We start from the raw sequence: 24,064 nt of genomic DNA, 5'->3' as shown, positions 1-24,064 counted from the left end.
ACTATGTATTGCCCTTTTTGCAGGCATCCTGACAGCAGGGTCGTTGACTCGCGAACCAGTGACGATGGCCTTTCGATTCGTCGTCGTCGACAGTGCCCCGAGTGCGGGCGTCGTTTTTCCACGACAGAAACTGCGTCGCTCAACGTGATTAAGCGCAACGGAGTCGTCGAGTCGTTCAGTCGCGAGAAGATCGTCAGTGGCGTGCGCAAGGCATGCCAGGGGCGCCCTGTTACTGATACCGACTTGGCAGTGCTTGCGCAAAAAGTGGAAGAGGCTATTCGGGCCACTGGCGCCGCGCAGATCGATGCAAATGAGATCGGTCTTGCCATCTTGTCGCCGCTTCGTGATCTGGATGAAGTCGCGTACTTGCGGTTCGCTAGCGTGTACCAAGCCTTCGATTCCCTTGATGACTTCGATTCTGCGATTAGCCAGCTTCGATTGGATCACGGCACTGCCACCTAGTCGCCACGGTGACGTATTGATGTTCCCGCCTTCTATCTCTGAGAGCACCACTAGCTATGTACGACTTCCTCTTCCGCACTGTTCTCAAACGGCTCGATCCGGAGTTCGCGCACTCTCTCGCCTTTGCGGTCATTCGAGCTCTTCCTGCCTTGGGCGTGGGAAAGCTCTTCCAACGTTCGGCGGATCCATCGTTACGCGTTGAGACTCTGGGGCTCACTTTCGATTCGCCTTTTGGTGTGGCCGCTGGTTTCGATAAGTCAGGCGTCGGCATTCACGGGTTGGGGCAACTGGGATTCAGCCACGTTGAAGTCGGAACCATCACGGCTCTTCCTCAACCGGGCAACCCGAAGCCCCGTCTTTTTCGACTTGTGGCCGACCGCGGGGTAGTCAACCGCATGGGCTTCAACAATGCGGGCGCTATGCGAGCGTCAGCCGTTATTGATCGTGCGCGCCGCCGCACTGGGCGACCGGTCATCGGCATCAATATAGGCAAATCGCGAGTGGTCGCTGTCGAGGATGCTGTGGCGGATTACCTCACGAGTGCTCGAGCGCTTGCACCGCTTGCCGATTATCTTGTCGTCAATGTCAGTTCACCGAACACTCCTGGTCTGCGGGGGCTGCAGGAGATCGACAAATTGAAGCCTCTTCTTACAGCGGTAAAAGCGGCCGCGGGAGACACTCCTGTGCTTGTGAAGATCGCGCCAGATGTGACTGATGATGAAGCGCGCGCGATCGCTCGCCTCGCCGTCGATGAACTCGACGGCATTATCGCGACGAACACGACCCTCTCGCGTGAAGGGCTGAAAACTCCTGCGGCGACGGTTGAGGCAGCAGGGGCCGGGGGAGTATCGGGCAAACCAGTCGCGGCACGCTCGCTCGAATTGCTCCGCATCATCCGCACGGTTGTGCCGGCCGAGTTTTGCGTAATCTCTGTCGGCGGAGTCGAGACTGCAGAGGACGTGGCGCAGCGGCTTCGTGAAGGGGCCACCCTCGTGCAGGGCTACACGGGATTCATCTATCGCGGTCCGTTCTGGGCGCGATCGATCAACGCTCGCCTCCCGAAACTGCTCCGCTCCGACGCCTCGTAGCTGCCTATGCGTAGCCAGCTGCGGTCAACGATGGAATGGCTCTATTACGCTCGCACAGCGGTTAGACGGGAAACTGGCCGCGCTTGACCTGCGGTTTCGGCAAGCGCATGATGCGCAGTTGGAGCGAGCGCATTGCTGCATACCAACGAACGCGTTCGGCACGTGACTCTCCGAACTTTTCAGCGAGCTTCTTTCGCAGCCGAAGGCCAAGCAATATGGCATCGATCGCGGCAACGAGGAAGAAGCCCCACAGCGCCATGAGCCCAATGACCTGCACTTCGGGCTGAGGAAAAAACGTCATGATAATTACCGCGAACATCATCGGCACCAGTAGCTCGCCTACATTGAAGCGGGCGTCGACATAGTCTCGAACGAAGCGCTTCTGGGGGCCGCGATCGCGGATGGGAAGGTACTTCTCTTCGCCATTAGCCATGCCGATGCGCGCTCGTTCACGCTCAGCCTGCATCTGGGTTCGAGCCGTACGACGCGCTTCTTTGCGGTCGTTGGAGACGAGAGGACGCAGATTTGCCGCCTCACGCTCCTTGCGAGTGGGAGTTGGACGACCCTTTCCAGCGCTGACGGTATCGTGCTCGTCAGAACTCTCGGGAGCTGGGGTGTTATTGGTCGAAGATGCTTTTGCCACGGGGTTCCTTGCGTTGGTGTCGATCTAAGATTACTCGTATGACTCACACGCCGCATCCGACGTCAGCGTCGACGACCCCCGATCCTCTGCTCGTTCCCCTCACTGAGGCTGTGGAAGCAGCACTGCCTGCCACGATTGCGGAGCTGGCATCTTTGGTTCGTATCCCGTCAGTGTCGTGGGACGGTTTTGATTCTGATCAGGTAAAGCGCAGCGCCGAAGCGGCCAAGGCATTGATCGAAGGCATCGGTGTATTTGACTCTGTTGAGCTGGCTCGTGCGCCCATCGAGGGCGAAACTCTCGGGCATCCCGCCGTTCTGGCTACGCGTCAAGCCAAGAACGGCAAGCCCACCATCTTGCTGTACGCGCATCATGACGTACAGCCTCCCGGCAACGACGAAGATTGGGATTCACCACCGTTCGAGCCGACTGTGCGTGGCGACCGCCTTTACGGGCGTGGTGCCGCCGACGATAAGGCCGGAATCATGGCGCACGTGGCGGCTATTCGCGCATTTTCAGAAACAGTGGGCGATGACTTCGATCTGGGGCTTGTGGCCTTCTTCGAAGGAGAAGAAGAATTTGGTTCGCGCTCATTTGCCAACTTCATTAAGGAGAACCGCGAGAAGTTGGCTGCGGATGTCATCGTTGTCGCCGACTCGGACAACTGGGACATCAACACCCCGTCGCTTACGGTTGGCCTTCGCGGCAACGTGACGTTCAAGCTCAAGATTTCCACATTGGCTCATGCGTCGCACTCAGGGATGTTTGGGGGAGCGGTTCCGGATGCCATGCTTGCGGCTATCAAGCTCCTAGCAACCCTGCACGGCGAGGACGGAGCCGTCGCGGTCGACGGGCTTACGAGCCGTGACTCCCACACGCCCGAGTACAGCGAAGAGAAATTGCGTCACGAGGCGGGACTGCTTGATGGTGTTTCGTCAATTGGCGATGGCAGCGTATTGAGCCGCCTATGGGACAAGCCATCGGTGACGATCACGGGAATCGACGCTCCGACCGTGATGAATGCATCGAACACGTTGGCACCGAGCGTGACCGTTAAAGTCAGTGCTCGAATAGCGCCTGGTCAGGATCCCGAAGCTGCGTTTATTGCGCTGCGTGATCACCTCGAGGCACACGCGCCATTCGGTGCGCACCTTGAGATTTCAGACGTGGACAAAGGCAGCCCGTTCTTGGTCGATACGAGTGGCTGGGCCGTTGAGGTCGTCAAATCTGCAATGCACGAAGCCTGGGGAAATGAGCCGCTGGAGACGGGAATTGGTGGTTCGATACCTTTCATCTCTGACCTCGTCGAGGTGTTCCCCGAGGCGCAGATTCTCGTCACCGGAGTGGAGGACCCCGAGTCTCGCGCGCACAGTCCTAATGAGTCGCTGCATCTCGGTGTCTTCAAGCGCGCGATCCTCACGGAGGCGCTCCTGCTCGCAAAGTTGGAAAGGCGGGCGTAGAATTACGTCATGACTGATTCCGCTGTTGAAACTGACACCCACGGTGTTGCACTGACTGAGGCTGCATCGAACAAGGTTCGTAGTCTCATGTCGCAAGAGGGCCGTGACGACCTGCGTCTGCGTTTGGCGGTTCAGCCGGGCGGATGCTCAGGGCTCATCTATCAGCTCTACTTCGACGAGCGCTTCCTCGATGGAGATGTCAGCCGTGATTTCGGTGATGGCGTCGAGGTTGTCGTCGACAAAATGAGTGTTCCGTATCTTGAGGGTGCGAGCATCGACTTCGAAGACACGATTGAGAAGCAGGGGTTCACTATCGACAACCCCAACGCCGAGGGCAGCTGTGCCTGCGGCGACAGTTTTCACTAATTTCATAGCAATTTTGCGAGAAGGTGCGCCGATTTGGTGCACCTTTTCGCTTGTGCGGGGCGAGCCGGTAAGTATTACCCCCTCTCGCTGCATATACACTGGAAAGGTATTAGTCCGTGTTCTTCGAGAGGTCACAGGTGCGCTCTAACCGCCGAATTCGATGGGCAGCGATCCCACTCGCTCTGGTTACGATGCTGGTCCTGACCGGCTGTACTCAAGAGCAATTGCAGGGCTGGCTCCCGGGAGATCCCGAAACCACTAACCACACCAGCCGCATTATCGGCCTGTGGGTAACATCGTGGATGGTATTGCTCGTGGTGGGTGTCATCACGTGGGGGCTTATCATTTGGGCCGCCGTCGTATACCGCCGTCGTCGCGGCCAGACGGGTCTCCCCGTTCAGCTTCGATACAACATGCCGATCGAAGTGTTTTACACCATCGTTCCGCTCATCTTGGTGATCGGTTTCTTCGCTTTCACTGCGCGTGATCAAGCGGAAATCGAAAAGGTCGAGGTCAATCCGGATGTCTCTATTGAGGTCATCGGTAAGCGTTGGGCCTGGGACTTCAACTACGTTGACGACAACGTCTATAGCGCAGGTGTGCAAGCAGACTTCAATCCCGACGGAACTGTAGACGTCGACAACCTTCCGCAACTGGTTCTGCCTGTTGACAAAAAGGTTGAGATCAAAATTGAGTCTCGCGACGTTATTCACTCTTTCTGGGTGGTGGACTTCCTTTACAAGAAGGACATGATCCCCGGCAAGAGCAACTACATGTACTTCATCCCCACGAAGGAAGGCACGTACCAAGGAAAGTGCGCTGAGCTCTGTGGTGAATATCACTCGCTCATGCTCTTCACGGTAAAAGTTGTCTCCCAAGCTGAGTACGACGATTACATCGAGGGTCAGCGTGCAGCAGGCTTCGATGGTCAAATCGGACTTGAATACAACGTCAACCAGAACTTGCCCGGCAACGGCAGCAGCGACGAGGAATAGGGCTCATGAGCGTCGAACGTAAGGGCAACGTCATGGTGAACTGGATCACCTCGACGGACCACAAAACTATTGGGTACATGTACCTGATCACGTCATTCTTTTACTTCCTTCTCGGCGGTGTGATGGCGCTAGTAATCCGTGCTCAGCTCTTTGAGCCGGGTCTCGCCATCGTCGCAACCGGTGAGCAGTACAACCAGTTGTTCACGATGCACGGAACGATCATGTTGTTGATGTTTGCAACGCCTCTGTTCGCTGGGTTCGCAAACGTTCTCATGCCGCTTCAGATCGGTGCCCCTGACGTAGCGTTCCCGCGACTCAACGCTTTCGCTTACTGGCTCTACAGCTTTGGTTCGCTCATTGCTGTCGCCGGATTCCTCACGCCTCAAGGCGCGGCATCATTCGGTTGGTTCGCTTACGCGCCTCTCTCTAGCACAACGTTCTCGCCCGGTATCGGTGGAAACCTCTGGGTCTTCGGCCTTGTAATGAGCGGTTTCGGAACGATTCTCGGTGCCGTCAACTTCATCACCACCATCATCACGATGCGTGCTCCCGGCATGACGATGTTCCGCATGCCGATCTTCACCTGGAACACTCTCGTGACGTCGCTGCTGATCCTCATGGCCTTCCCCGTTTTGGCCGCAGCCATGTTCGGCCTCGCCGCAGACCGTGTGTTTGATGCTCATATCTACGACCCGGCGAACGGCGGTGTTCTGCTCTGGCAGCATCTCTTCTGGTTCTTCGGCCACCCTGAGGTCTACATCATTGCGCTGCCGTTCTTCGGAATTGTCTCTGAAGTATTCCCCGTCTTCAGTCGTAAGCCGATCTTCGGCTACAGCACCCTGATCTACGCAACGATCTCGATCGCCGCTCTTTCGGTAACGGTGTGGGCTCACCACATGTACGTCACCGGTTCTGTACTTCTCCCGTTCTTCTCGCTCATGACAATGCTCATCGCGGTGCCAACGGGTGTGAAGATCTTCAACTGGATCGGCACAATGTGGCGCGGTTCGATCACCTTCGAAACTCCCATGTTGTGGGCGATTGGCTTCCTCGTTACGTTCACCTTCGGTGGGCTTACCGGCGTTATCTTGGCCAGCCCGCCGCTCGACTTCCCCGTTTCGGACACCTACTTTGTCGTAGCCCACTTCCACTACGTCGTATTCGGAACCGTTGTGTTCGCCATGTTCAGTGGGTTCTACTTCTGGTGGCCCAAATGGACGGGAAAGATGCTCAACGAGCGTCTGGGAAAGATCCACTTCTGGTTGCTGTTTATCGGTTTCCACATGACCTTCCTCATCCAACACTGGGCCGGTGTCGTCGCTCTTCCGCGTCGTTACCGCACGTACCTTGAAGAAGACGGCGTGACGTGGATGAACCAGGTCTCGACGATCGGTGCATTTGTTCTCGCGATCTCGATGATCCCGTTCCTCTACAACGTCTACGTGACGGCCCGCAAGGCGCCCAAGGTCACGGTCAATGACCCGTGGGGCTACGGACGTTCGCTCGAGTGGGCGACGAGCTGCCCGCCTCCGCGTCATAACTTCACGTCAATTCCGCGCATCCGCTCGGAGTCTCCCGCATTCGATTTGAACCACCCTGAAGCAGGAATTCCTGTTGGCGTTGGTCCAGGCAAAGATGCGCCAGAAGCACCTGTGTATGACCTCGCAGATGAGAAGGTGAAGTAACCGATGAACGCAAACGTCAAGCTCTATTGGATTCTGACAGTTTTCTTCTTCATCCTGACTGCGCTGTACACCGTGTGGTCACTCTTGGATCCCGCTCATCAGCGTATTGAGTGGGTGGGGAGTATCACCCTGCTCCTGAGCGGACTTCTGTGGGCTCTCATTGCCTTCTATCTCGGCAAGGTACACAAAGCTCAGGGTGCCGAGCTCGCCGAAGACCGCATGGATGCCAACATCGAGGATGGCGACGCAGAACAGGGGCACTTTAGCCCCTGGAGCTGGTGGCCCATCGTTCTCGCGGCGGCCGCTTCGCTCGTGTTCTTGGGCGTCGCGATCGGGCCGTGGATTGCTTTTATTGGCGGGGGTATCCTCATCGTCAGCCTCGTAGGCTGGACGTATGAGTACTACCGCGGATACTTCGCTCACTGACGCTGTGCAGATACGTCCCGCGACCGCTGATGACGCGGCCTCAGTATTCGAACTGTTGAAACAACTCGGAACTGAGTACGCGCCCGACCGAGCAGCGTTTGACGCCGCTTTCGACCACGCGGTCGACGATAGTGCGAGCACCCTCATGTTGGTCGCCGAGCAGACCCCAGACGGGGTTGTTGGGTACGCGTTCGCGACGATTGCACACCTCCTGCACACAAACGGCAGCTCAGCTCAACTTCAAGAGTTGGTTGTAGACAGCACCGTGCAGAGCACAGGCATAGGTACTCGACTCGTCGAGGCCGTCGAAGAGGTCTGTCAAGAACGTGGTGTGCGGCAGCTCACGGTTCCCAGCCGCGGTTCCGCAGACTTCTTTGAGCGGATTGGCTACATGTCGACCGCAGATTTCCTCAAAAGGGTATTTGATCAAGACTGACTGGCCCCCGCGGACGGACCTGAGCCAGGCGATCCCGCGCTGCGTGTGCGTCCTTGAGACGTTCTCGGCGTACTTCGTCACGAGTACCTCGAGTTAGTTATCGCCCTGCCAGTGAACGCGATTTAGGTCCCCATGCGCAGTGCCCGCGCAATCCACAGCGATGCGGACGCCCAGCGAAGCTTCTCCGATCCGGACGTGCACGGTGTGAGCTAGATTCCGGCCTGACACAGAAACCCGCACTCGGGCGCTGCCATCCGATCCCGCAGATTCCGCTGTGTGTTGAGAGGCCGGTCCGACGCATCGCCGGCTGGACGAATTTAGTCGCAGTCGCAGTACTCGCGAATGCTCTTCTCGGGCTGGTCAGGTGACTGGCTGCGTAGTTCGGTGCAGCCGTGATCCCAAGTTGTGCCGACACCTTTAGCGTTGTTGACGCGCGATGGTGGCTCCGAGTTCGCGTGCCCCTCAGCTACCCACGAGCGTTGAGGGCCTCATCTGACTATCGAGGGTCCGTGTGACTATCGAGGGTCCGCGCAAAACTCTATGGGCCCCACCGATAACTTCTCGGTGAGGCCCATAGGCGTTAAACAGGGGAGCGGTGTTAGTGGTGCCCGTCCTTAGAGTCTTCGATCTCCTTCTGGGAAACAGGAGCAATACGGTCTTCGAAGAACCAGCGCGAAGCCGAGGCACGGAGTCGCTGTCCGAAGGTGATGCGGCCCTGGTCATTCGGGCGAATCATCAACGGCTTGTAGTCCGTGTAGCTGACGAGCTTCCAGCGCTCGTACTCATCAAGCTGCTCGTGAACCTCGATGTACTCGCCGTGCGGCAAGCGTACGATGCGTCCGGACTCGTAGCCGTGGAGAGCGATCTCGCGGTCCTTCTTCTGCAGACCGAGGCAGACGCGCTTCGTGATGAAGTAAGCGATGATCGGTCCGAAGATGAGCAGAGCCTGACAGGAGTGTATAACTCCCTCAATCGATAGCTTGAAGTGCGTTGCTATGAGGTCAGAGCTCGCAGCGGCCCAGAGGACTGCGTAGAACGTTACGCCGGCTGCACCGATGGCGGTACGGGTCGGAGCGTTACGCGGGCGGTCAGCGATGTGGTGCTCACGCTTGTCTCCGGTGATCCACGCCTCAATGAAGGGGTAGAACGCCACGATCGCGATGAAGAGTCCCAAGATCACCAGAGGAGCAATGATGTTGAACGACCACGTGAAGCCGAACCACTCAGTTTCCCACCCTGGCGGCACGAGTCGGAGCGCGCCGTCGGCGAATCCGATGTACCAGTCAGGCTGGGTTCCTGCCGAAACAGGGGAGGGGTCGTAAGGCCCGTACACCCAGACCGGGTTGATGGAGAAGGTCGAAGCGATCAGCGTGATTACACCGAAGACGATGAAGAAGAATCCACCGGCCTTGGCTGCGAAACCAGGCATGACGGGGGAGCCTACGACGTTGTCGTTGGTGCGGCCGGGGCCAGCAAACTGAGTGTGCTTATTGATGACCAGCAGCAGCATGTGGATACCGATTGCGGCAATGATGATCGCCGGCAGCAACATGATGTGGAGGATGTAGAGACGGCTGACAATGTCTACGCCAGGGAACTCTCCACCAAACAGCAGGTATGAGATCCACGTTCCGATAACCGGGATTCCCTTGACCATTCCGTCGATGATGCGCAGTCCGTTTCCGGAGAGCAGGTCATCGGGGAGTGAGTAGCCCGTGAAGCCTTCAGCCATAGCAAGAACGAAGAGAACGAAACCGATGAACCAGTTGATCTCGCGAGGCTTGCGGAATGCTCCTGTGAAGTAAACGCGGAGCATGTGCAGACCGATGGACGCTACGAAGAGCAGCGCAGCCCAGTGGTGGATCTGGCGCATCAAGAGTCCACCACGAATATCAAAGGAGATATCGAGCGTCGACGCCATAGCGGCGGACATTTCGATTCCCTTGAGTGGTGCGTAAGAACCCTCGTAGTGAACTTCGACCATTGATGCTTCGAAGAAGAACGTCAGGAACGTTCCGGAGAGCAGGATGACGATGAAGCTGTACAGAGCAACCTCGCCGAGCATGAACGACCAGTGGTCGGGGAAGATCTTGCGACCTACCTCTTTGACCAAGCCGGAGATGCTGGTGCGCTCGTCAATGTAGTTCGCTGCAGCTCCGGTGAACCGCTGTCCCCGAGTCTTGGGCTGTGCGCTCTGGGTGGGGGTGGTTGTCATAGCTTGCGCTCCCAGAAGCTTGGTCCGACGGGCTCAGTGAAGTCGCTCTGAGCGATGAGATAACCCTCTGAGTCGACCGTAATTGGCAATTGCGGAAGTGGACGCTTTGCTGGGCCGAAGATAACGGCTGCTTCGCGCTTGATATCGAACTGAGATTGGTGGCACGGGCACAGCAAGTGGTGCGTCTGCTGTTCGTAGAGTGCAACCGGGCATCCCACATGGGTACAAATCTTGGAGTATGCGACGATTCCGTCGTAGTTCCAGTCTTCGCGCCCTTCTGAAACCTGCAGATCTTCCGGCTTGAGACGAACGAGGAGAACGGCTGCCTTAGCTTTCTCTTCGATTCGGTGCTCGGAGTCGTTGAGGCCCTCGGGGATCACTTGGAAAGCTGAACCGATCGTGAGGTCAGAAGCCTTGATCGGGGTTCCGCTGGGGTCACGCGTCAAGCGCATTCCCTTTTCCCAGAACGTGTGCTTGAGCAAATCGACCGGGTTGTCGGCTGGTGCCAAGTCGCGGAAGAGCACGATAGCGGGGAGCGGGGTGACAACGAGGGCGCCGATCAGGGTGTTGCGCAGTAGCGTGCGGCGACCGAAACCGGACTCCTTGTTGCCCAGTGTGAAGACCTCAATGGCCTTAGCGCGGGCTTCTTCGCTGCCGCGCGTTCCGTGGCGCTGCTCAACAAGGTCGTGGCCCTGCATGAGCGCCTTCGACCAGTGAACGGCGCCGACACCGATCCCCAAGAGGCCGAGAGTAATTCCCAGACCCAAGAAGAGCGTGTTGTTGCGCACTGACGGCATATTGCCTGGCTCGATGGGGAACGCAAAGTAGGCAACTACAGCGAGCACGCTTCCGAGGATCGAAAGCACAAATAGCGTTGATACTCGACGCTCCTGCTGCTTGTCTACTTTCGGATCGAGGTCCGTTACGCGCGGGCGATGCGGGAGAAACCCTGGATTGGGTACCTCTTCGGATGCGACGACGGCGGTGCCTGCACTGTGTGCAGGAGCGCCGTGCTTCTCGACGTCCTTACCCGCAGCCGTGCTGCCGGCGGTATCGCCGTGGTCGTCTGCCATTCTTATCCCTTCAACCGTCCGCTGCAAAGCGGTCGCTAGCTAGTTTGACTTAGCCGTGAGCCAGATCGTGATTGCCACGATCGCGCCGAGGCCGAAGATCCAGATGAACAGGCCCTCCGAAACGGGGCCGAGCGATCCGAGCGTGAATCCGCCAACGGATGGCGTCTCGTCTAGGTACTTGAGGTACGTGATGATGTCGGCCTTCTCTTCAGGAGAAAGGTTCGTGTCGTTGAACACGGGCATGTTCTGCGGACCCGTCAACATTGCTTCATAGACGTGCTTCGAAGTAACTCCCGACAGCGCGGGCGCGTACTTTCCCTCGGTGAGCGCTCCACCTGCACCGGCAACGTTGTGGCACATGGCGCAGTTGATGCGGAAGAGTTCGGCGCCATTGGAGACGTCGCCGTCACCCGTGAGGTACATGTCTGCGGGAATCGCCGGGCCAGGGCTCTGGGCTGCAACAAATACTGAGAGGGCTTGGATTTGCTCTTCGGTGAACTGCACAGGCTTGACTTCTGCTTGAGGGCCTGTGATCGCCATCGGCATGCGACCGGTTCCGACCTGGAAGTCCGTCGCCGCTGCACCAACGCCGATGAGCGTGGGGCCTTGAGTCGTTCCTTCGAGGTCAAGACCGTGACATGTTGCACAGTTTGCTGCGAAGAGCTTTCCGCCTTCTTCGACAAGAGCTTCAGCGGATGCGCTTGTCTCTGCCGTTGCGCTCGAGGTGAACAGCGCATATGCGCCGCCCGTTCCCACGAGGCCGACGAGCAGGAGGGCTACAGTCGCAAGGGGATGGCGTCGACCAGCAGGCTGAGTCCTGCGTGACGCGCGAGCTGCCTTTGTGGCCATTACTTCTATTCCGTTTCTTATTTGAGCACGTAGATGATGAGGAAGAGGCCGATCCACACTACGTCGACAAAGTGCCAGTAGTAGGAAACAACGATTGCGGTCGTTGCCTCTTTGTGTCCGAAATTCTTGACTGCGAAGCCTCGACCGAGCACGAGCAGGAAGGCGATCAAGCCACCCGCAACGTGGAGCCCGTGGAATCCGGTGGTGATGTAGAAAGCTGATCCGTAGGAATCGCTTGACAGGCTGACGTGCTCAGAAACGAGCATTGCGTACTCATAGACCTGACCCGTGACGAAGACGGCACCCATTGCATACGTCATGAAGAACCACTCGGTCATGCCCCACTTGCGCATGTCAAACAAGGAACCGGTGCGGCTCACTTGCATGCGCTCAGCAGCGAAGACACCGAACTGGCAAGTCACAGAAGACAGCACGAGCACGATGGTGATCGTGGTGGCGAAAGGTACGTTGAGCTTCTCAGTCTGCTCGGCCCACAATTCGGGGGACACTGACTTCAGCGTGAAGTAGATGGCGAAAAGGCCGGCGAAGAACATCACCTCGCTACCTAGCCAAACAATGGTACCGACCGCAACAGTGTTCGGTCGCTGGACAGACTGGGCTCCAAGAGAGCGGTTGAGGGCAGCTTTGGTCACGTATCTATTATGGCTGATAACTCGACGTAAGTTTTTCAATCTCCGGCCAGTCGCTTCAGGATGGCTAGGATTTCAGTCATGTCTGCAATCCCAACTTGGCCAGAAATCCTTGCAACCCTTGTCTCCGGCAAGGACTTGTCGATAGGCCAAGCATCCTGGGCGATGAATTCAGTGATGGTCGGCGAGGCAACATCCGCTCAGTTGGCTGCGATGTTGATCGCACTTCGCATCAAGGGCGAAACTGTCGACGAGATTGTTGGATTCCGTGACGCAGCGCTAACAAGCGCACTTCCGCTATCGGTCGATCCGATGGCACTGGATATTGTGGGCACGGGCGGGGATCCGTACGGCGCCGTGCTCAACATCTCCTCGGTTGCATCAGTAATCGCCGCGGCGGGGGACGTGCCCGTCATTAAGCATGGCAATCGCGGCGCGAGCAGCAAGAGCGGAGCATCCGACGTTCTCAGTGCTCTCGGGCTCAATCTTGATCTCACTCCGGAACGAGTTGCCGAGGTGCTAGATGAGGTTGGTATTACTTTCGTGTATGCCGCGCTCTTCCACCCCGGTTTTGCTCATGCGGGACCGACCCGCCGTGAAATGGGGATTCCCACTCTTTTTAATATCCTTGGTCCGCTGTGCAACCCTGCTCGACCACAGGCGTCCGCTGTCGGTGTGGGGAGTCGCGAGCGAGTCGCGCTACTCGTTGGTGTGTTCCAGACGCGTGGGGCAACAGCGCTTGTGTACCGCGGCGATGACGGGATCGATAAGTTGACGACTACAGGTCATAGCCACGTGTGGGAAGTTTCTCGTGGTTCCGTTACCGAGCACGACCTCGATCCGCTCGAACTTGGCATTCCTCGCGCGCCGATTGAAGCGCTTCTGGGGAAGGACCCTGAGTACAACGCTCAGGTTATTCGCGCGATTCTTGCTGGCGAGAAGTCACCAGCGCGTGACGTCGTGCTTCTCAACGCCGCTGCGGGTCTCGCATCATTCGAACTCGCCAAGGACGCTGATCAAAGCCGGCGTCCACTGGTGGAGCGACTTCGCGAGCAGCTTGATCGCGCCGAAGATCTCGTCGATTCCGGGCGTGCAAGTGCGAAGCTCGACGAATGGGTAGCCGCCACTAACCGCTAGAACTAAGTTCTCTCGCAGTCGCAGCGGTTACACAGCGTCGACGTAAAGCCAAGCGCCGCTTTCACGCACAAATCTACTGTTTTCATGCTGTTGATCTGCCGCGCCATCGAGTCGATAGTGAGCACGAAATTCGACAGTGCCGGTGGTGTCGAACATGCTGCCCTTGGTGCGCGAAACGATGTCGAGTCGGAACCACCGAACATCCGCATCAAGCTCCAGCATTTTCGGGCGTGTTGAAGAGTGCCAAGTGCTCATGAGATAGTCGGCCAGGTTCAATGCGTAGGCGCTGTACCGAGAGCGCATAAGCCGTTCGGCGGTGGGGGCGAGCGTCTCGCCGCGGTGAAACCGAGCGCAGCAGTCGTCGTAGAGCTCTGCTGACTGGCAAGGGCACGGGTTCATATTTCCAGATTACCGAGTTCGCGGCAGCGTCAATCGCTGTTCGGCGACTTCTAGTCGGGGCTCTCTGACATATCCATCCACACAAAGTCCAGCTGATGCCCGTCAGGATCACTAACGCCACGGGAATACATAAAGCCGAGGTCGATTGTGTCGCGTCGAGGTTGTGCGCCAGCGGTGATCGCGTTGGTAAATAACGTGTCGACTTCCGTGCGGTTCTCCGCGCTAAAGGCGAGAGACATAGAGGGTGTTGCAGTGTGAGGAAATAGCTCGTGCTCGCTAGCGAAGCTGGGGGAGAGGAGCATAAGGAAAATGTTGTCGTCCACAACCGCGCAGGCCGCGTTCTCGTCGGTAAAATCTTCGTTTATGGGGAACCCGAGTGCCGTGTAGAAAGCCTTCGCTTTCTCAAGGTCGCTCACAGCGATATTGGGGAAAATGATCCGGCTCATGGATTCAGTGTTCCACTCGGGCCTCTAGCCGTCCAGAGGGAATTTAGCGCTCAAGGAGCACTGGGCCCCTTGGTCTAGCGGGCTGACCCGACGTACTGCGCGAGATGCTTGCCGGTGAGAGACTTGCCCTGCCCAACGAGATCAGCGGGGGTGCCTTCAAAAACGATCGAGCCCCCCTCGTTTCCTGCCCCGGGACCAAGGTCGATGATCCAGTCAGCGTGGGCCATCACGGCTTGGTGGTGCTCAACGACGATGACGGACTTGCCCGAATCTACGAGGCGGTCAAGCAGCCCGAGAAGGCGTTCGACGTCGGCGAGGTGCAGACCTGTGGTTGGTTCATCCAAGATATAGACGTCGCCTTTGTCTGCCATTTGGGCGGCAAGTTTGAGGCGTTGACGCTCTCCGCCCGACAACGTCGGCAGCGGCTGGCCAAGAAGCAAGTAACCGAGTCCGACATCGACGAGCCGGTTCAGGATGGCGTGTGCTGCAGGAGTGCGAGCGTCGCCTTTGCCGAAAAAGGTTTCCGCCTCTGCAACTGACATCCCTAGAACCTCGCTGATGTTGCGACCACCCAAGGTGTAGTCAAGCACTGAGGCGAGGAACCGCTTGCCCTCGCACACCTCGCACGGGGTGGAAACTGTCGCCATGACCCCGAGGTCTGTGTAGATTACGCCGGCGCCGTTGCAGTTCGGGCAGGCACCCTCAGAATTTGGGCTAAAGAGCGCTGGCTTCACCCCATTGGCTTTCGCGAATGCCTTACGAATTGGTTCGAGGAGTCCTGTGTAAGTGGCGGGGTTGCTGCGACGGGAGCCCTTGATGGCGGCTTGGTCGACAGAGACGACGCCCTCGCGCGGCACGACAGACCCGTGGATGAGCGAGCTTTTGCCGGAGCCAGCCACGCCCGTGACGACGACCAGGATTCCGAGCGGGATATCGACATCCACGTTCTTGAGGTTGTGGGCGTCTGCTCCGCGGATATTCATGACGCCGGTGGGAGAGCGCACTTCGTCTTTGACCGACATGCGGTCGTCGATGTGGTGGCCTGTGACGGTGTCGCTCTGACGCAGCTCGTCGAAGCTGCCTTCGAAGCAAATGTGTCCGCCGTTGGTTCCCGCACCAGGGCCGAGGTCAACAATGTGATCGGCGATCGAAATAGTTTCTGGCTTGTGTTCCACGACGAGCACTGTGTTGCCTTTGTCGCGCAGGCGCAACAGAAGCTCGTTCATTCGTTGAATATCGTGCGGGTGGAGGCCGATTGTGGGCTCATCGAAAACGTAGGTGATGTCGGTGAGAGATGAGCTGAGATGCCGGATCATTTTGGTGCGCTGAGCTTCACCACCCGACAGGCTTCCGGCGGGGCGATCGAGAGAGAGATAGCCGAGTCCAATTTCGACGAAGGAATCGAGCGTTTGTTGCAGACCCTCCAGCAGCGGTGCGACGGACGGCTCGTCCAGGCCGCGTACCCATTCGGCGAGGTCGCTGATTTGCATGGCACAGGCATCCGCGATGTTGATTCCGGCGACCTTGGATGCTCGGGCTCCCTCATTGAGGCGAGTGCCACCGCACTCGGCACACGCAGTGAAGGTCACGGCGCGATCGACAAAAGCGCGGATGTGTGGCTGCATTGCTTCGCGGTCTTTCGTCAGCATTGACTTCTGAATCTTGGGAATCAGTCCCTCATAGGTCATGTTGATCGACTGCAGCTTGACTTTAACTGGCTCTTTGTAGAGAAAGTCGTGCAACTCAGTTGGGGTGTAGTCCTTGATGGGTTTAGTGGGGTCGAGAAAACCTGATTCGGTAAAGATGCGCACCATCCAACCGTCGGCGGTGTAGTTGGGGATGGTCAGCGCGCCCTCGGCGAGCGACTTGCTGTCGTCGTAGAGCTGCGTGAGATCGATGTCGTTGACGGTGCCACGACCTTCGCACGTGGGACACATGCCGCCGGTGATGCTGAACTCGCGACGCTCCTTGGTCGTGACGCCGGCCTTTTCAAAGGTGACCGCACCGGCGCCGGAGATGGAGGCCACGTTGAAGGAGAAGGCTTGCGGTGATCCCACATGCGGGTCACCGAGGCGGCTAAACACGATACGCAGCATGGCGTTGGCATCGGTGGCGGTACCGACTGTCGAGCGGGCGTTGGAACCCATGCGTTCTTGGTCGACGATGATCGCAGTCGTGAGACCCTCGAGCACGTCGACGTCGGGGCGTGCGAGCGAAGGCATGAAGCCCTGAAGGAACGCACTGTAGGTCTCGTTGATCATCCGCTGCGACTCGGCGGCGATGGTGCCAAAGACCAGGGAACTCTTGCCTGAGCCCGAGACACCTGTAAACACAGTGAGACGACGTTTCGGAATGTCGACGCTCACGTCCGCGAGGTTGTTTTCGCGAGCGCCGCGCACCCGAATCAGTTCATGGCTGTCTGCGGCGTGGGTGCTGGGGACGTCGCGGTCGCTTGTACTAGTCATTGTGGGTTCCTCCCCAGCGGTGCGAATGTCGCGATTCTGCGATTCGCGGATGCGTGAAACCATTATCTCGAGTCCCGAGTAAACGGGGTGGAGAATTTGTCTACGCTTTAGCGCGGTTCAGCCTCTGTGATTGCGCGCAGAGCGACCAGGTGCCGCTGATATGCGCGATACCCAGATGCCGTCGCAGTCACCCACGTGCGCGGTCGATTGCCGACAGTTCCTTTAACGACCTTCGCGTAGCCGACTTCCGCCAGATAGCTGATCGCTTTGCTGAGCACTGAATCGTCAACCTCGAGGAACTCTTTAAGCGTGGCGAAGTCAATCTCTTTGTCGGGGCCGAGCGCAGCCAGGAGGGAAAGCCTGACCGGCGTGATGAAGGCATCATCGAGCTGGTGGCGCGGGTGCTTCATGCCGTGACTTCTGTGCGCGTTGGCAGAGCAGATGCCGCGGCCATGATGAGGAACACTGCAACGCCCAGGCCCGCATAGAACTCGGGGGAGAGAGTCGCCGACAGAGGATAGAAAAGGGAGAGGGCGAAGAGTGTGCACGTGGCTATTCCAAACGCTGTCCACTGTATCGATCCCCACTCAAAACCAGCGGCGGGGAGGGTCCACCGTGATTCCGTGATCACGAAAGAAACCGAGATCCCTGCAATCGCAACGAGCATGAAAAGGGATGACGCAATTGCATTATCGGCGGATGAAACGAGCAAACCTCCGACAGCGCCCAATCAGCGCCTGACGTGTGCCCAGCGTGTGGACGTATCGCCGACTCTCAATTCCCGAGCGCTGACTCGTTGATTGCCGTTCATCGGCGGTTCACCCGGCTCCCCAAGACTGCGTACGCCCGTTCTCCCGACCTGGCATTCTCCTCGCAGCCTCGAAGGGCACCACCATGCGCAGACGGCCCTTTGCCGCCCTCATCATCACTCTCGCGTTGGCGGTGCCGCTCGCGGCAACCCCTGCGCTAGCGCCGCCAATCGCAGCGGACGCCGCGGAGCTCTCATCGGTTCGCATCAACGAAGTCGAGTCGAACGGTGATGACTTTGACTGGATCGAACTCATCAACACCGGGACTGAAACGGTGGATGTCTCGGGCTGGATCGCCAAAGATGATGACGACACGCGCATGCTGGCGCTCCCTGACGGCTCAACAATTGCTCCAGGTGAGTACTTCGTCGTCGATGTCAACGACGATGCAAACCCGGAGGGCTTCGGGCTGGGTAAGGCAGACAGCGCGCGCTTGTTCGCGGTCGATGGCGTGACCCTGATCGATACTTTTACGTGGAATGGTCACGCGGCCGTCACGTATGGTCGCTGCGCCGATGGGGTGGGGGAGTTCCGCGACACGGTGGCCTCAACCAAGGGTGCTGCTAATGCCTGCGAAATCTCTGCTGCCGCCGCCGTGCGAATCAATGAGGTTGAGTCGAGCGGCGACACGAGCGACTGGATCGAGCTGACCAACATCTCCGACTTCACCGTCGATGTCTCGGGCTTGATGGTTAAGGACGACGACGATACCCGCACCGATGCAATCGCCAACGGGACGACGATTGAACCGGGTGCTTTCTACGCGTTCGAGCCGACGTTTGGTTTAGGCGGGGCGGACTCCGCTCGAGTTTTTGACACCGACGGCGCGACAGTGATCGACAGCTACAGTTGGTCAGCGCATGCGAGCACAAGCTACGGACGCTGCCCCGATGGTATTGGCGAGTTCGCAACAACGGTCACGACGACGAAGGGTGCTTCTAATGACTGCGTCGCTGTCGAGCTCCCGAGCGTTCGTATCAACGAAATCGAGTCGAACGGCGACGCGACAGACTGGGTGGAGCTCTTCAATAGCGGCAGCATTGCCGTTGACATTTCCGGCTGGATCGTTCAGGACAATGATGACACCCATGTTGCTTTCATTCCTGTCGGAACATCGATAGTAGCCGGGGGCTACTACGTCTTTGATCAGCCTGCGCTGAGCTTCGGTCTCGGCACCGCCGACTCTGTTCGTGTGTTCGCCGCTGACGGTGTGACCGCGATTGACGCCCGCAGTTGGAGCGGTCATTCGCCGACGACACTGGGGGTGTGCGGTTCGAGTTTTGTCGACACGACGAGCCCGACGAAGGGGTACGTCAACGATTGCAGCGCCCCCATCCGCATCAACGAGGTCGAGTCCAACGGCGACACGAGCGACTGGGTCGAGCTGAAGAACAACGGTTCAGTTGCAGTGGATGTCTCGGGCTTCATCCTCAAGGACAACGATGACAGTCACGCCTTCACGCTCGCTGCCGGCACGACGATCGCATCCGGCGAGTACCTCGTTGTTGAGCCCGACTTTGGGTTGGGTGGGGGAGACTCCGCTCGGCTGTTCGACGTGGACGGCGTGACGCTGCTCGACAGCTACGCGTGGACCTTGCACGCTGCGACGACCTATGCACGGTGCCCTGATGGAACCGGTGAGTTTGCCGCATCGAAGGTATCGACTAAGGGTGCGGCGAACAGCTGTGTCGGCGAGATTGAAACGTCGCCTTGGCCCGGTAGATCCGCGATCACGACCGTGAACGCGAGAGATGCCTTTAGCGACAACATGAGTGGCCTCGCGTTCGAAGCCGCCACTTCGGGAGATGTGCTCTGGGCGGCCAAGAATGGGCCCGGCGCGCTGTACAAGCTCGTCTTCGACGGAACTAACTGGGTGCCGGAGGAGTCGCACTCGTGGAGCGATGGCAAGCTGCTGCATTACGCCAGTGGCTCCGGCGACGTGGATGCCGAGGGCGTGGCGTTGACATCGGTGGGAGCATCCGGGGGAGTCTTCATCGCCAGCGAGCGTGATAACTCGAACAGTGGACTGAGCCGCCCGACGATTCTTCGCTACGACGTGTCTGGGGCGGCATCCGAATTGACGGCAAGTCAGGAGTGGAACCTTACCGCTGACCTTCCGGCTGTCGCAGCGAACTCGGGGCTTGAGGGTATCGCCTGGATTCCCGACAGCTACCTCGTTGCGGAAGGCTTCATGGACGAGAACACCAAGGCCCGCTACGATCCAAGCAGCTATGGAGGTCACGGCAACGGACTCTTCTTCGTGGGTCTCGAAGCAAATGGATCGATCTACGCTTATGCCCTCGACCAGAACTCGGGCTCGTACGAGCGCGTGGCGACGATCGAGAGTGGATTCGTCAGCGTCATGGAGCTCGAATTCGATCCTGCGCTCGGCGCGCTGTGGGCGGTCTGTGATGACACTTGCGAGGGGCGTAGTGCGCTTCTTGAGATTGCTCAGGATGGCGCAGCGGACGGTTCATTCAAGGTCGCGACCGTTTTCGACCGCCCCACCGGGATGCCGAACCTCAACAATGAGGGATTCGCGGTCGCGCCGCAGTCGAAGTGCGTCTCTGGTTCGAAAGCGGTGTTCTGGTCGGATGACTCGAACACTGACGGTTTTGCGCTGCGAGCGGGCGCCATCGACTGTACGGTGACGACTGACCCGAGCGATCCGACAGATCCGTCCGTGCCGTCCACGCCGGTCGCTGTGCCAGGGGACAGCCTCACGGAGGGAAATCGTGGTTCTGTCTCCGGTCCTCAGAGCGCGCGACCCGGAGAGCTTGTCACGATCACTGTTGGTGTCGACTACGCCGGCGATGTCGTGAACACGTGGATTTATTCGACACCGACGTTGCTCGGATCACCGACAGTATCTGCCGCAGGAACAGTGTCGGCTCGAGTGCCATCGACGATCGCTCCCGGTGCACACCGCCTCGTGGTGACGGCGGCGGATGGTTCACTCATTGGCTGGGCAAACATAACCATCACGGCACTTCCGACCGAGGCCCTCGCCTTCACCGGATCGTCGTCAGCGTTGCCTACTCAATTACCGCTGGTTCTGCTGATCGCCGGAATTGCCATGGTCATGATTCGCCGCCGCGAGACGGCGTTGATCTAACGCAGCCCGCTACCGGGGAGGCGCCGCATACCGTGGCGCCTCCTTGCTTTAGCCGAGCGGGGGATTCTCTCCTGACTGCTTTTCCTCCTCAGCGAGCAGGATGCCATCGCGAACAGCTACCCGTACGACGCGGTAGAGCACATAAAAGAAAACGCTTATGAAAACGACACTGAGGGCAAGTGAGGTAAAGTCCATTACTTCACTCTAGAACAGCGGCGTCGTTTCGGCGAGAACGTCGCGCGAGCTAGCCGCGCGCGAGTCCAGAACGCCCAACACGGCGGGTGTGGCGCTCAGAGCGTTCAGGGCGTTTGACCATCGTGAGGGAGGGTTCTCTCTCTAACTGGGGAACCTAGTTATCTGTTCTCGGCTATGGGTCTGGCTTCGGCATGTTCAATCTCTGTGCTGATGGGGCGTGTTTGCACGCCTCGCTAGTGTTGGCTCATGAGGCATACCGGAAGGCAAGGCGGTACACGTTGGTTTGCCGCGGCGGTCGTTGCCGTGGTAGTTGTGCCCCTCTTGGCGTTCGGATTTCAAACTGGCCGATGCGTCGATTATGCAATCGAAGTGGGCGCAGAAAGTTACTGCGCTTCAGGTTCCTCGATTGGCTTCACCGGTGCGTGGGCGCTCACTGTAGTGGCGGTTATTTTCGGCGTCTATGCGGTTCTTCGCGGGCTTCAGTTGCGACAGCATCGCTGAGATGTCACTTGCCACGCTAGTTCGGACAATTGCCACCCGGAGATTCGGGACCGCCTGCTTTGCGCCCGCCAGTGAACGCGAAGTCGGTGCTCAGCGGCGCTGCGCGTCTCCTTGCCGAGTGTCTCGTAACTAACATTGAGTACCGGAAAAGCTGCCATCGGTTATGCGCCATAGTTATGAGAATCGTCGCGACAGCGAGGAGAGGATTGGGTTCCCGCAAACGCGGACCTGCGCCGAGACGTCTCGCATCCCAAGGGATGCAAGACACATTTCGCGCCATCGGGGCGCAGCGTCCGATGCCGGAAGGCTGGACCTTCTCCACCATCTTGCGATCAAATGCCAGCAATGCGTCTGGCAGTTCCTGTCCAGGAGGTGGCTTCGCGACTTCCGCCGATCGTTTTCGCCAGGTCCACCGACGTCGGTCGGGGGAGTGAACGCGGAACTGCTCCAGACGTCGGTTGGTTGACGTCTGGAGCAGTTGTGTGTTCTGAGGTTCTCAGAGCCCGAAGGCTCCACCGCTAACCAGGATGAAGATGCCGAGGCCGATCAGGACGAGCGGGAACAGAACGTGTTCCCATCGTTCCAAGATCTCTGCGATTGGGCGTCGTGTAGCGATGAACTTCGCGATCATCACGAGCACGGCAACGAGGGCGAGGAACACGACACAGTAGGCGAGCACAGCGCCGGGGCCGACGCTCAGGAACACCGGGACGTACACGCCGATGTTGTCGCCGCCGTTAGCGAAGGTCACGCCGGCGACAGCCCATACGGCGACCTTCTTCCCTGCGATCTTGGCCTCGTCGTCATCGTTATCGTCATCGCCCCGGTTGCGCCATGCCTGCCAAGCCGCCCAGAGTCCAAGACCCAACGGGATGAGGCCGAAATAGGGGATGAACTCAGGAGGCAGGAAGATGCCTGCGCCAAGCGCTACAAGCACGGCTGCGCCGAGGATGCCCGCGAATCCCAGGTACTGCCCGATAAGGATTCGCCGCGTGGCTCCCCGCTGGCCCGCACCGCGAGCGAAGAACAACGACAGCACGATGATGTCGTCAATGTTCGTAACGAGGAACAGACCGATTGCTTGCAGGATAGAGAGGAAGATCATGCCCTTGCCTCCGTCGTGGAGCATGCCTCAACCATGCATGTGGGGTCGAGGCACTCTGCCTCGTGATCCACGGCCAGGGTGGTTTCGAGCAGGGCAGTGAGTGCAGCTGTCAATCGGGGGTCGGCAACCTCGTAGCGAGTGCGGCGCCCTTCAGGCTCAGCCACAACGATTCCGCAATCGCGGAGGCAGGTCAGATGGTTGGAGACGTTGGACGGGCTCAGGCCCAGCTCGCGGGCCACTGCCGCCGGGTAGATCGGGCCATCTAGCAGGGTCAAGAGGATGCGCGATCGCGTCGGATCGGCCATTGCGCGGCCGAGTCGGTTCATCACGTCTAGGCGGGGAGTTATAGTCAGCACTCAATGAATATACACCACTCACTGTGCAATCGATGGATTCGCGCCTGAACGCCGCATAGCGTCGCAACGCGCCGCGATTCGGGCTCGTCAGTGAGTCGCCGATCGACATCAAGGGCTCCCTCGCATGCTCGGCGAGTCGTTTCAGTCCATTCGGCTCGCGGCGGTCCATCGGCGCAGCGATCGGTCACGCAGGAGGATCCTTGTACGCTCCGCATGTCCCATGTGTCTCGTAACGTACATGTGCCAAAACCTATGGGATGCAAGACAGGTTGCTGAGTCTGAGCGAGGGGAGAGGCTGGGCGGAGTCGCCATCGAAGGCTCGATTCCGCCGGCTCCAGCGCATCCCGGGGCGGTGGGTCGCGGAGGTTCCCGGAATAGTGTGTCAAACCGCCGACTGGAGCACATATCGAGTTGCCCGCAAATCCGGCATTCCGCCATTGTCAACTCTTCCGAACTAGCGCGGCAAGTGACATGAGACCCCGTTGGTTGCGAGCTCGGTCTCCAGCGCTCAGCGTGCGCGCCGGTTCCGCCGAGTGAGTTATGGATCCCGTGGTCCGAGAAACTGAGCTTCTACTGGGTTGGCTTCTCTTTCGCGAAGCGGGGGTTCTTTCCAACGGCATAACTCGACCAGGGAACCGTTGCGGCCGATCCATGCTTGCTCATGACTTGTTTGCTGTAGCCGAGCATCTTCGCCAATGAGCTCGGGTCGATCTCCTCGACTAGGCCCCGGATCGTCCTGTTCCTCACGCCCTGAATGTCGATGCCGATTCCGTCTCGGAGCTGCAGCAGAAGGGTGTTGGGGGACTTAGGCCTACCGGCCCTAGCCCCGGGGAAGAGCCAAATCGAGCCCGTGTTCACCGTGCCGGCGGAGTCGCGTGCGTGCAGATGCGCGAGGAATAGAGGGATCAGAACCTCGGGGACGGGCGCAGGATTCTTGCCGAGCAGGATTGTGATGCCCGTCGGCCGAACATCGACCTGGTCGACGGTCATCATGCAAAGCCGACCGATAGGGATGCCGAAGAGGAGGAAAATCAGCCCAGCGACGCGCGTTGATTCGTTGAGATTGACTGCTTCCATCAGGGTCTTGATGTGGTTCATGCGCTGCCGCTGCGTAGGCATTGGCGTCGTTTGCGCAAGCCGGACAGGAACGTCGACGCTGTTGGTCGTGCGCTCTCGACTCAGGAAGCGAAC

General features: G+C 58.7%; 23 protein-coding genes and 1 pseudogene. 10 read left to right on the top strand and 14 right to left on the bottom strand.

Annotated elements, in window-relative coordinates:
• Positions 1 to 3: 3 nt before the first annotated feature.
• The gene (gene nrdR / locus AACZ26_RS12470; protein ID WP_339622025.1) at positions 4 to 462 is read left to right on the top strand and encodes a transcriptional regulator NrdR; all 459 of its coding nucleotides are present in this window, start codon (positions 4 to 6) and stop codon (positions 460 to 462) included.
• A 56-nt stretch (positions 463 to 518) separates the two neighbouring features.
• Positions 519 to 1,550, top strand: a complete 1,032-nt coding sequence (locus AACZ26_RS12465; RefSeq protein ID WP_339622023.1) for a quinone-dependent dihydroorotate dehydrogenase — start codon at positions 519 to 521, stop codon at positions 1,548 to 1,550.
• Between the two features lie 61 nt (positions 1,551 to 1,611).
• Here AACZ26_RS12465 and AACZ26_RS12460 read toward each other — a convergent pair whose 3' ends face one another.
• A complete protein-coding gene (locus tag AACZ26_RS12460) occupies positions 1,612 to 2,193 on the bottom strand; it encodes a DUF3043 domain-containing protein (RefSeq protein WP_339622022.1) in 582 nt (193 codons plus the stop codon).
• 38 nt (positions 2,194 to 2,231) lie between these two features.
• Here AACZ26_RS12460 and AACZ26_RS12455 point away from each other — a divergent pair, with 38 nt between their 5' ends.
• From AACZ26_RS12455 to AACZ26_RS12430, 6 genes are all read left to right on the top strand, one after another.
• On the top strand, positions 2,232 to 3,650 hold the full coding sequence (locus AACZ26_RS12455; protein WP_339622021.1) for a dipeptidase: 1,419 nt from the start codon (positions 2,232 to 2,234) through the stop codon (positions 3,648 to 3,650).
• Between the two features lie 9 nt (positions 3,651 to 3,659).
• A complete protein-coding gene (locus tag AACZ26_RS12450) occupies positions 3,660 to 4,016 on the top strand; it encodes an iron-sulfur cluster assembly accessory protein (RefSeq protein WP_339622020.1) in 357 nt (118 codons plus the stop codon).
• Between the two features lie 137 nt (positions 4,017 to 4,153).
• Positions 4,154 to 5,011, top strand: coding sequence for a cytochrome c oxidase subunit II (gene coxB, locus AACZ26_RS12445; RefSeq protein ID WP_339622018.1), 858 nt, complete (start codon positions 4,154 to 4,156; stop codon positions 5,009 to 5,011).
• 5 nt (positions 5,012 to 5,016) lie between these two features.
• A complete protein-coding gene (gene ctaD / locus AACZ26_RS12440) occupies positions 5,017 to 6,696 on the top strand; it encodes a cytochrome c oxidase subunit I (protein ID WP_339622017.1) in 1,680 nt (559 codons plus the stop codon).
• A 3-nt stretch (positions 6,697 to 6,699) separates the two neighbouring features.
• Complete coding sequence (locus AACZ26_RS12435; protein ID WP_339622015.1) at positions 6,700 to 7,122, top strand: cytochrome c oxidase subunit 4; 423 nt, start codon at positions 6,700 to 6,702, stop codon at positions 7,120 to 7,122.
• On the top strand, positions 7,091 to 7,558 hold the full coding sequence (locus AACZ26_RS12430; RefSeq protein WP_339622014.1) for a GNAT family N-acetyltransferase: 468 nt from the start codon (positions 7,091 to 7,093) through the stop codon (positions 7,556 to 7,558). The genes AACZ26_RS12435 and AACZ26_RS12430 overlap by 32 nt, the downstream gene beginning before the upstream one ends.
• A 598-nt stretch (positions 7,559 to 8,156) precedes the next feature.
• On the opposite strand, the gene AACZ26_RS12425 is transcribed toward AACZ26_RS12430, so the two are convergent.
• From AACZ26_RS12425 to AACZ26_RS12410, 4 genes are read right to left on the bottom strand one after another with little or no spacing between them, the layout of a single operon-like run.
• Entirely contained in the window at positions 8,157 to 9,773 is a 1,617-nt protein-coding gene (locus AACZ26_RS12425) for a ubiquinol-cytochrome c reductase cytochrome b subunit (protein ID WP_339622012.1), read from the bottom strand.
• A complete protein-coding gene (locus AACZ26_RS12420; protein ID WP_339622010.1) occupies positions 9,770 to 10,846 on the bottom strand; it encodes a Rieske 2Fe-2S domain-containing protein in 1,077 nt (358 codons plus the stop codon). Before AACZ26_RS12420 ends, AACZ26_RS12425 begins: the two co-directional genes overlap by 4 nt.
• A 39-nt stretch (positions 10,847 to 10,885) precedes the next feature.
• On the bottom strand, positions 10,886 to 11,695 hold the full coding sequence (locus AACZ26_RS12415; protein WP_339622009.1) for a cytochrome c: 810 nt from the start codon (positions 11,693 to 11,695) through the stop codon (positions 10,886 to 10,888).
• A gap of 17 nt (positions 11,696 to 11,712) precedes the next feature.
• Positions 11,713 to 12,348, bottom strand: a complete 636-nt coding sequence (locus AACZ26_RS12410) for a heme-copper oxidase subunit III (RefSeq protein WP_339622008.1) — start codon at positions 12,346 to 12,348, stop codon at positions 11,713 to 11,715.
• Positions 12,349 to 12,426: 78 nt separating this feature from the next.
• Between AACZ26_RS12410 and trpD the strand changes: the two genes are divergently transcribed.
• Complete coding sequence (trpD, locus tag AACZ26_RS12405; protein ID WP_339622007.1) at positions 12,427 to 13,482, top strand: anthranilate phosphoribosyltransferase; 1,056 nt, start codon at positions 12,427 to 12,429, stop codon at positions 13,480 to 13,482.
• A 27-nt stretch (positions 13,483 to 13,509) separates the two neighbouring features.
• On the opposite strand, the gene AACZ26_RS12400 is transcribed toward trpD, so the two are convergent.
• The 5 genes from AACZ26_RS12400 to AACZ26_RS12380 all read right to left on the bottom strand — a co-directional run bounded on the left by AACZ26_RS12400 (position 13,510) and on the right by AACZ26_RS12380 (position 17,504).
• Positions 13,510 to 13,881, bottom strand: coding sequence for a YchJ family metal-binding protein (locus AACZ26_RS12400; RefSeq protein ID WP_339622006.1), 372 nt, complete (start codon positions 13,879 to 13,881; stop codon positions 13,510 to 13,512).
• A gap of 50 nt (positions 13,882 to 13,931) precedes the next feature.
• The gene (locus tag AACZ26_RS12395) at positions 13,932 to 14,327 is read right to left on the bottom strand and encodes a VOC family protein (protein ID WP_339622004.1); all 396 of its coding nucleotides are present in this window, start codon (positions 14,325 to 14,327) and stop codon (positions 13,932 to 13,934) included.
• Between the two features lie 74 nt (positions 14,328 to 14,401).
• Entirely contained in the window at positions 14,402 to 16,792 is a 2,391-nt protein-coding gene (locus AACZ26_RS12390; RefSeq protein ID WP_339622002.1) for an excinuclease ABC subunit UvrA, read from the bottom strand.
• Between the two features lie 107 nt (positions 16,793 to 16,899).
• Positions 16,900 to 17,202: a transcriptional regulator gene (locus AACZ26_RS12385; protein WP_339621999.1), complete on the bottom strand. Its 303-nt coding sequence runs from the start codon at positions 17,200 to 17,202 to the stop codon at positions 16,900 to 16,902.
• On the bottom strand, positions 17,199 to 17,504 hold the full coding sequence (locus AACZ26_RS12380) for a hypothetical protein (RefSeq protein WP_339621998.1): 306 nt from the start codon (positions 17,502 to 17,504) through the stop codon (positions 17,199 to 17,201). The genes AACZ26_RS12385 and AACZ26_RS12380 overlap by 4 nt, the downstream gene beginning before the upstream one ends.
• 182 nt (positions 17,505 to 17,686) lie before the next feature.
• Here AACZ26_RS12380 and AACZ26_RS12375 point away from each other — a divergent pair, with 182 nt between their 5' ends.
• Positions 17,687 to 20,716: a lamin tail domain-containing protein gene (locus AACZ26_RS12375; protein WP_339621996.1), complete on the top strand. Its 3,030-nt coding sequence runs from the start codon at positions 17,687 to 17,689 to the stop codon at positions 20,714 to 20,716.
• 48 nt (positions 20,717 to 20,764) lie between these two features.
• Here the strand turns inward: AACZ26_RS12375 and AACZ26_RS12370 are convergent, their stop codons facing one another.
• From AACZ26_RS12370 to AACZ26_RS12355, 4 genes and pseudogenes are all read right to left on the bottom strand, one after another.
• Positions 20,765 to 20,911: a hypothetical protein gene (locus AACZ26_RS12370; protein WP_339621995.1), complete on the bottom strand. Its 147-nt coding sequence runs from the start codon at positions 20,909 to 20,911 to the stop codon at positions 20,765 to 20,767.
• A 997-nt stretch (positions 20,912 to 21,908) separates the two neighbouring features.
• Positions 21,909 to 22,517 carry a cadmium resistance transporter gene (locus tag AACZ26_RS12365; protein WP_339622251.1) on the bottom strand — a complete coding sequence of 203 codons (609 nt, stop codon included), beginning with the start codon at positions 22,515 to 22,517 and terminating at the stop codon, positions 21,909 to 21,911.
• The gene (locus AACZ26_RS12360; protein ID WP_339621993.1) at positions 22,514 to 22,873 is read right to left on the bottom strand and encodes a helix-turn-helix transcriptional regulator; all 360 of its coding nucleotides are present in this window, start codon (positions 22,871 to 22,873) and stop codon (positions 22,514 to 22,516) included. Before AACZ26_RS12360 ends, AACZ26_RS12365 begins: the two co-directional genes overlap by 4 nt.
• A gap of 570 nt (positions 22,874 to 23,443) precedes the next feature.
• Positions 23,444 to 24,064: pseudogene (locus tag AACZ26_RS12355) on the bottom strand (hypothetical protein); the annotation flags it as partial.

Origin of the sequence: uncultured Salinibacterium sp. (genome assembly GCF_963974405.1) — a bacterium.
In the GTDB taxonomy this organism is placed as follows: Bacteria; Actinomycetota; Actinomycetes; order Actinomycetales; family Microbacteriaceae; genus Rhodoglobus.
This window is presented reverse-complemented; position numbering and strand designations above follow the sequence as displayed.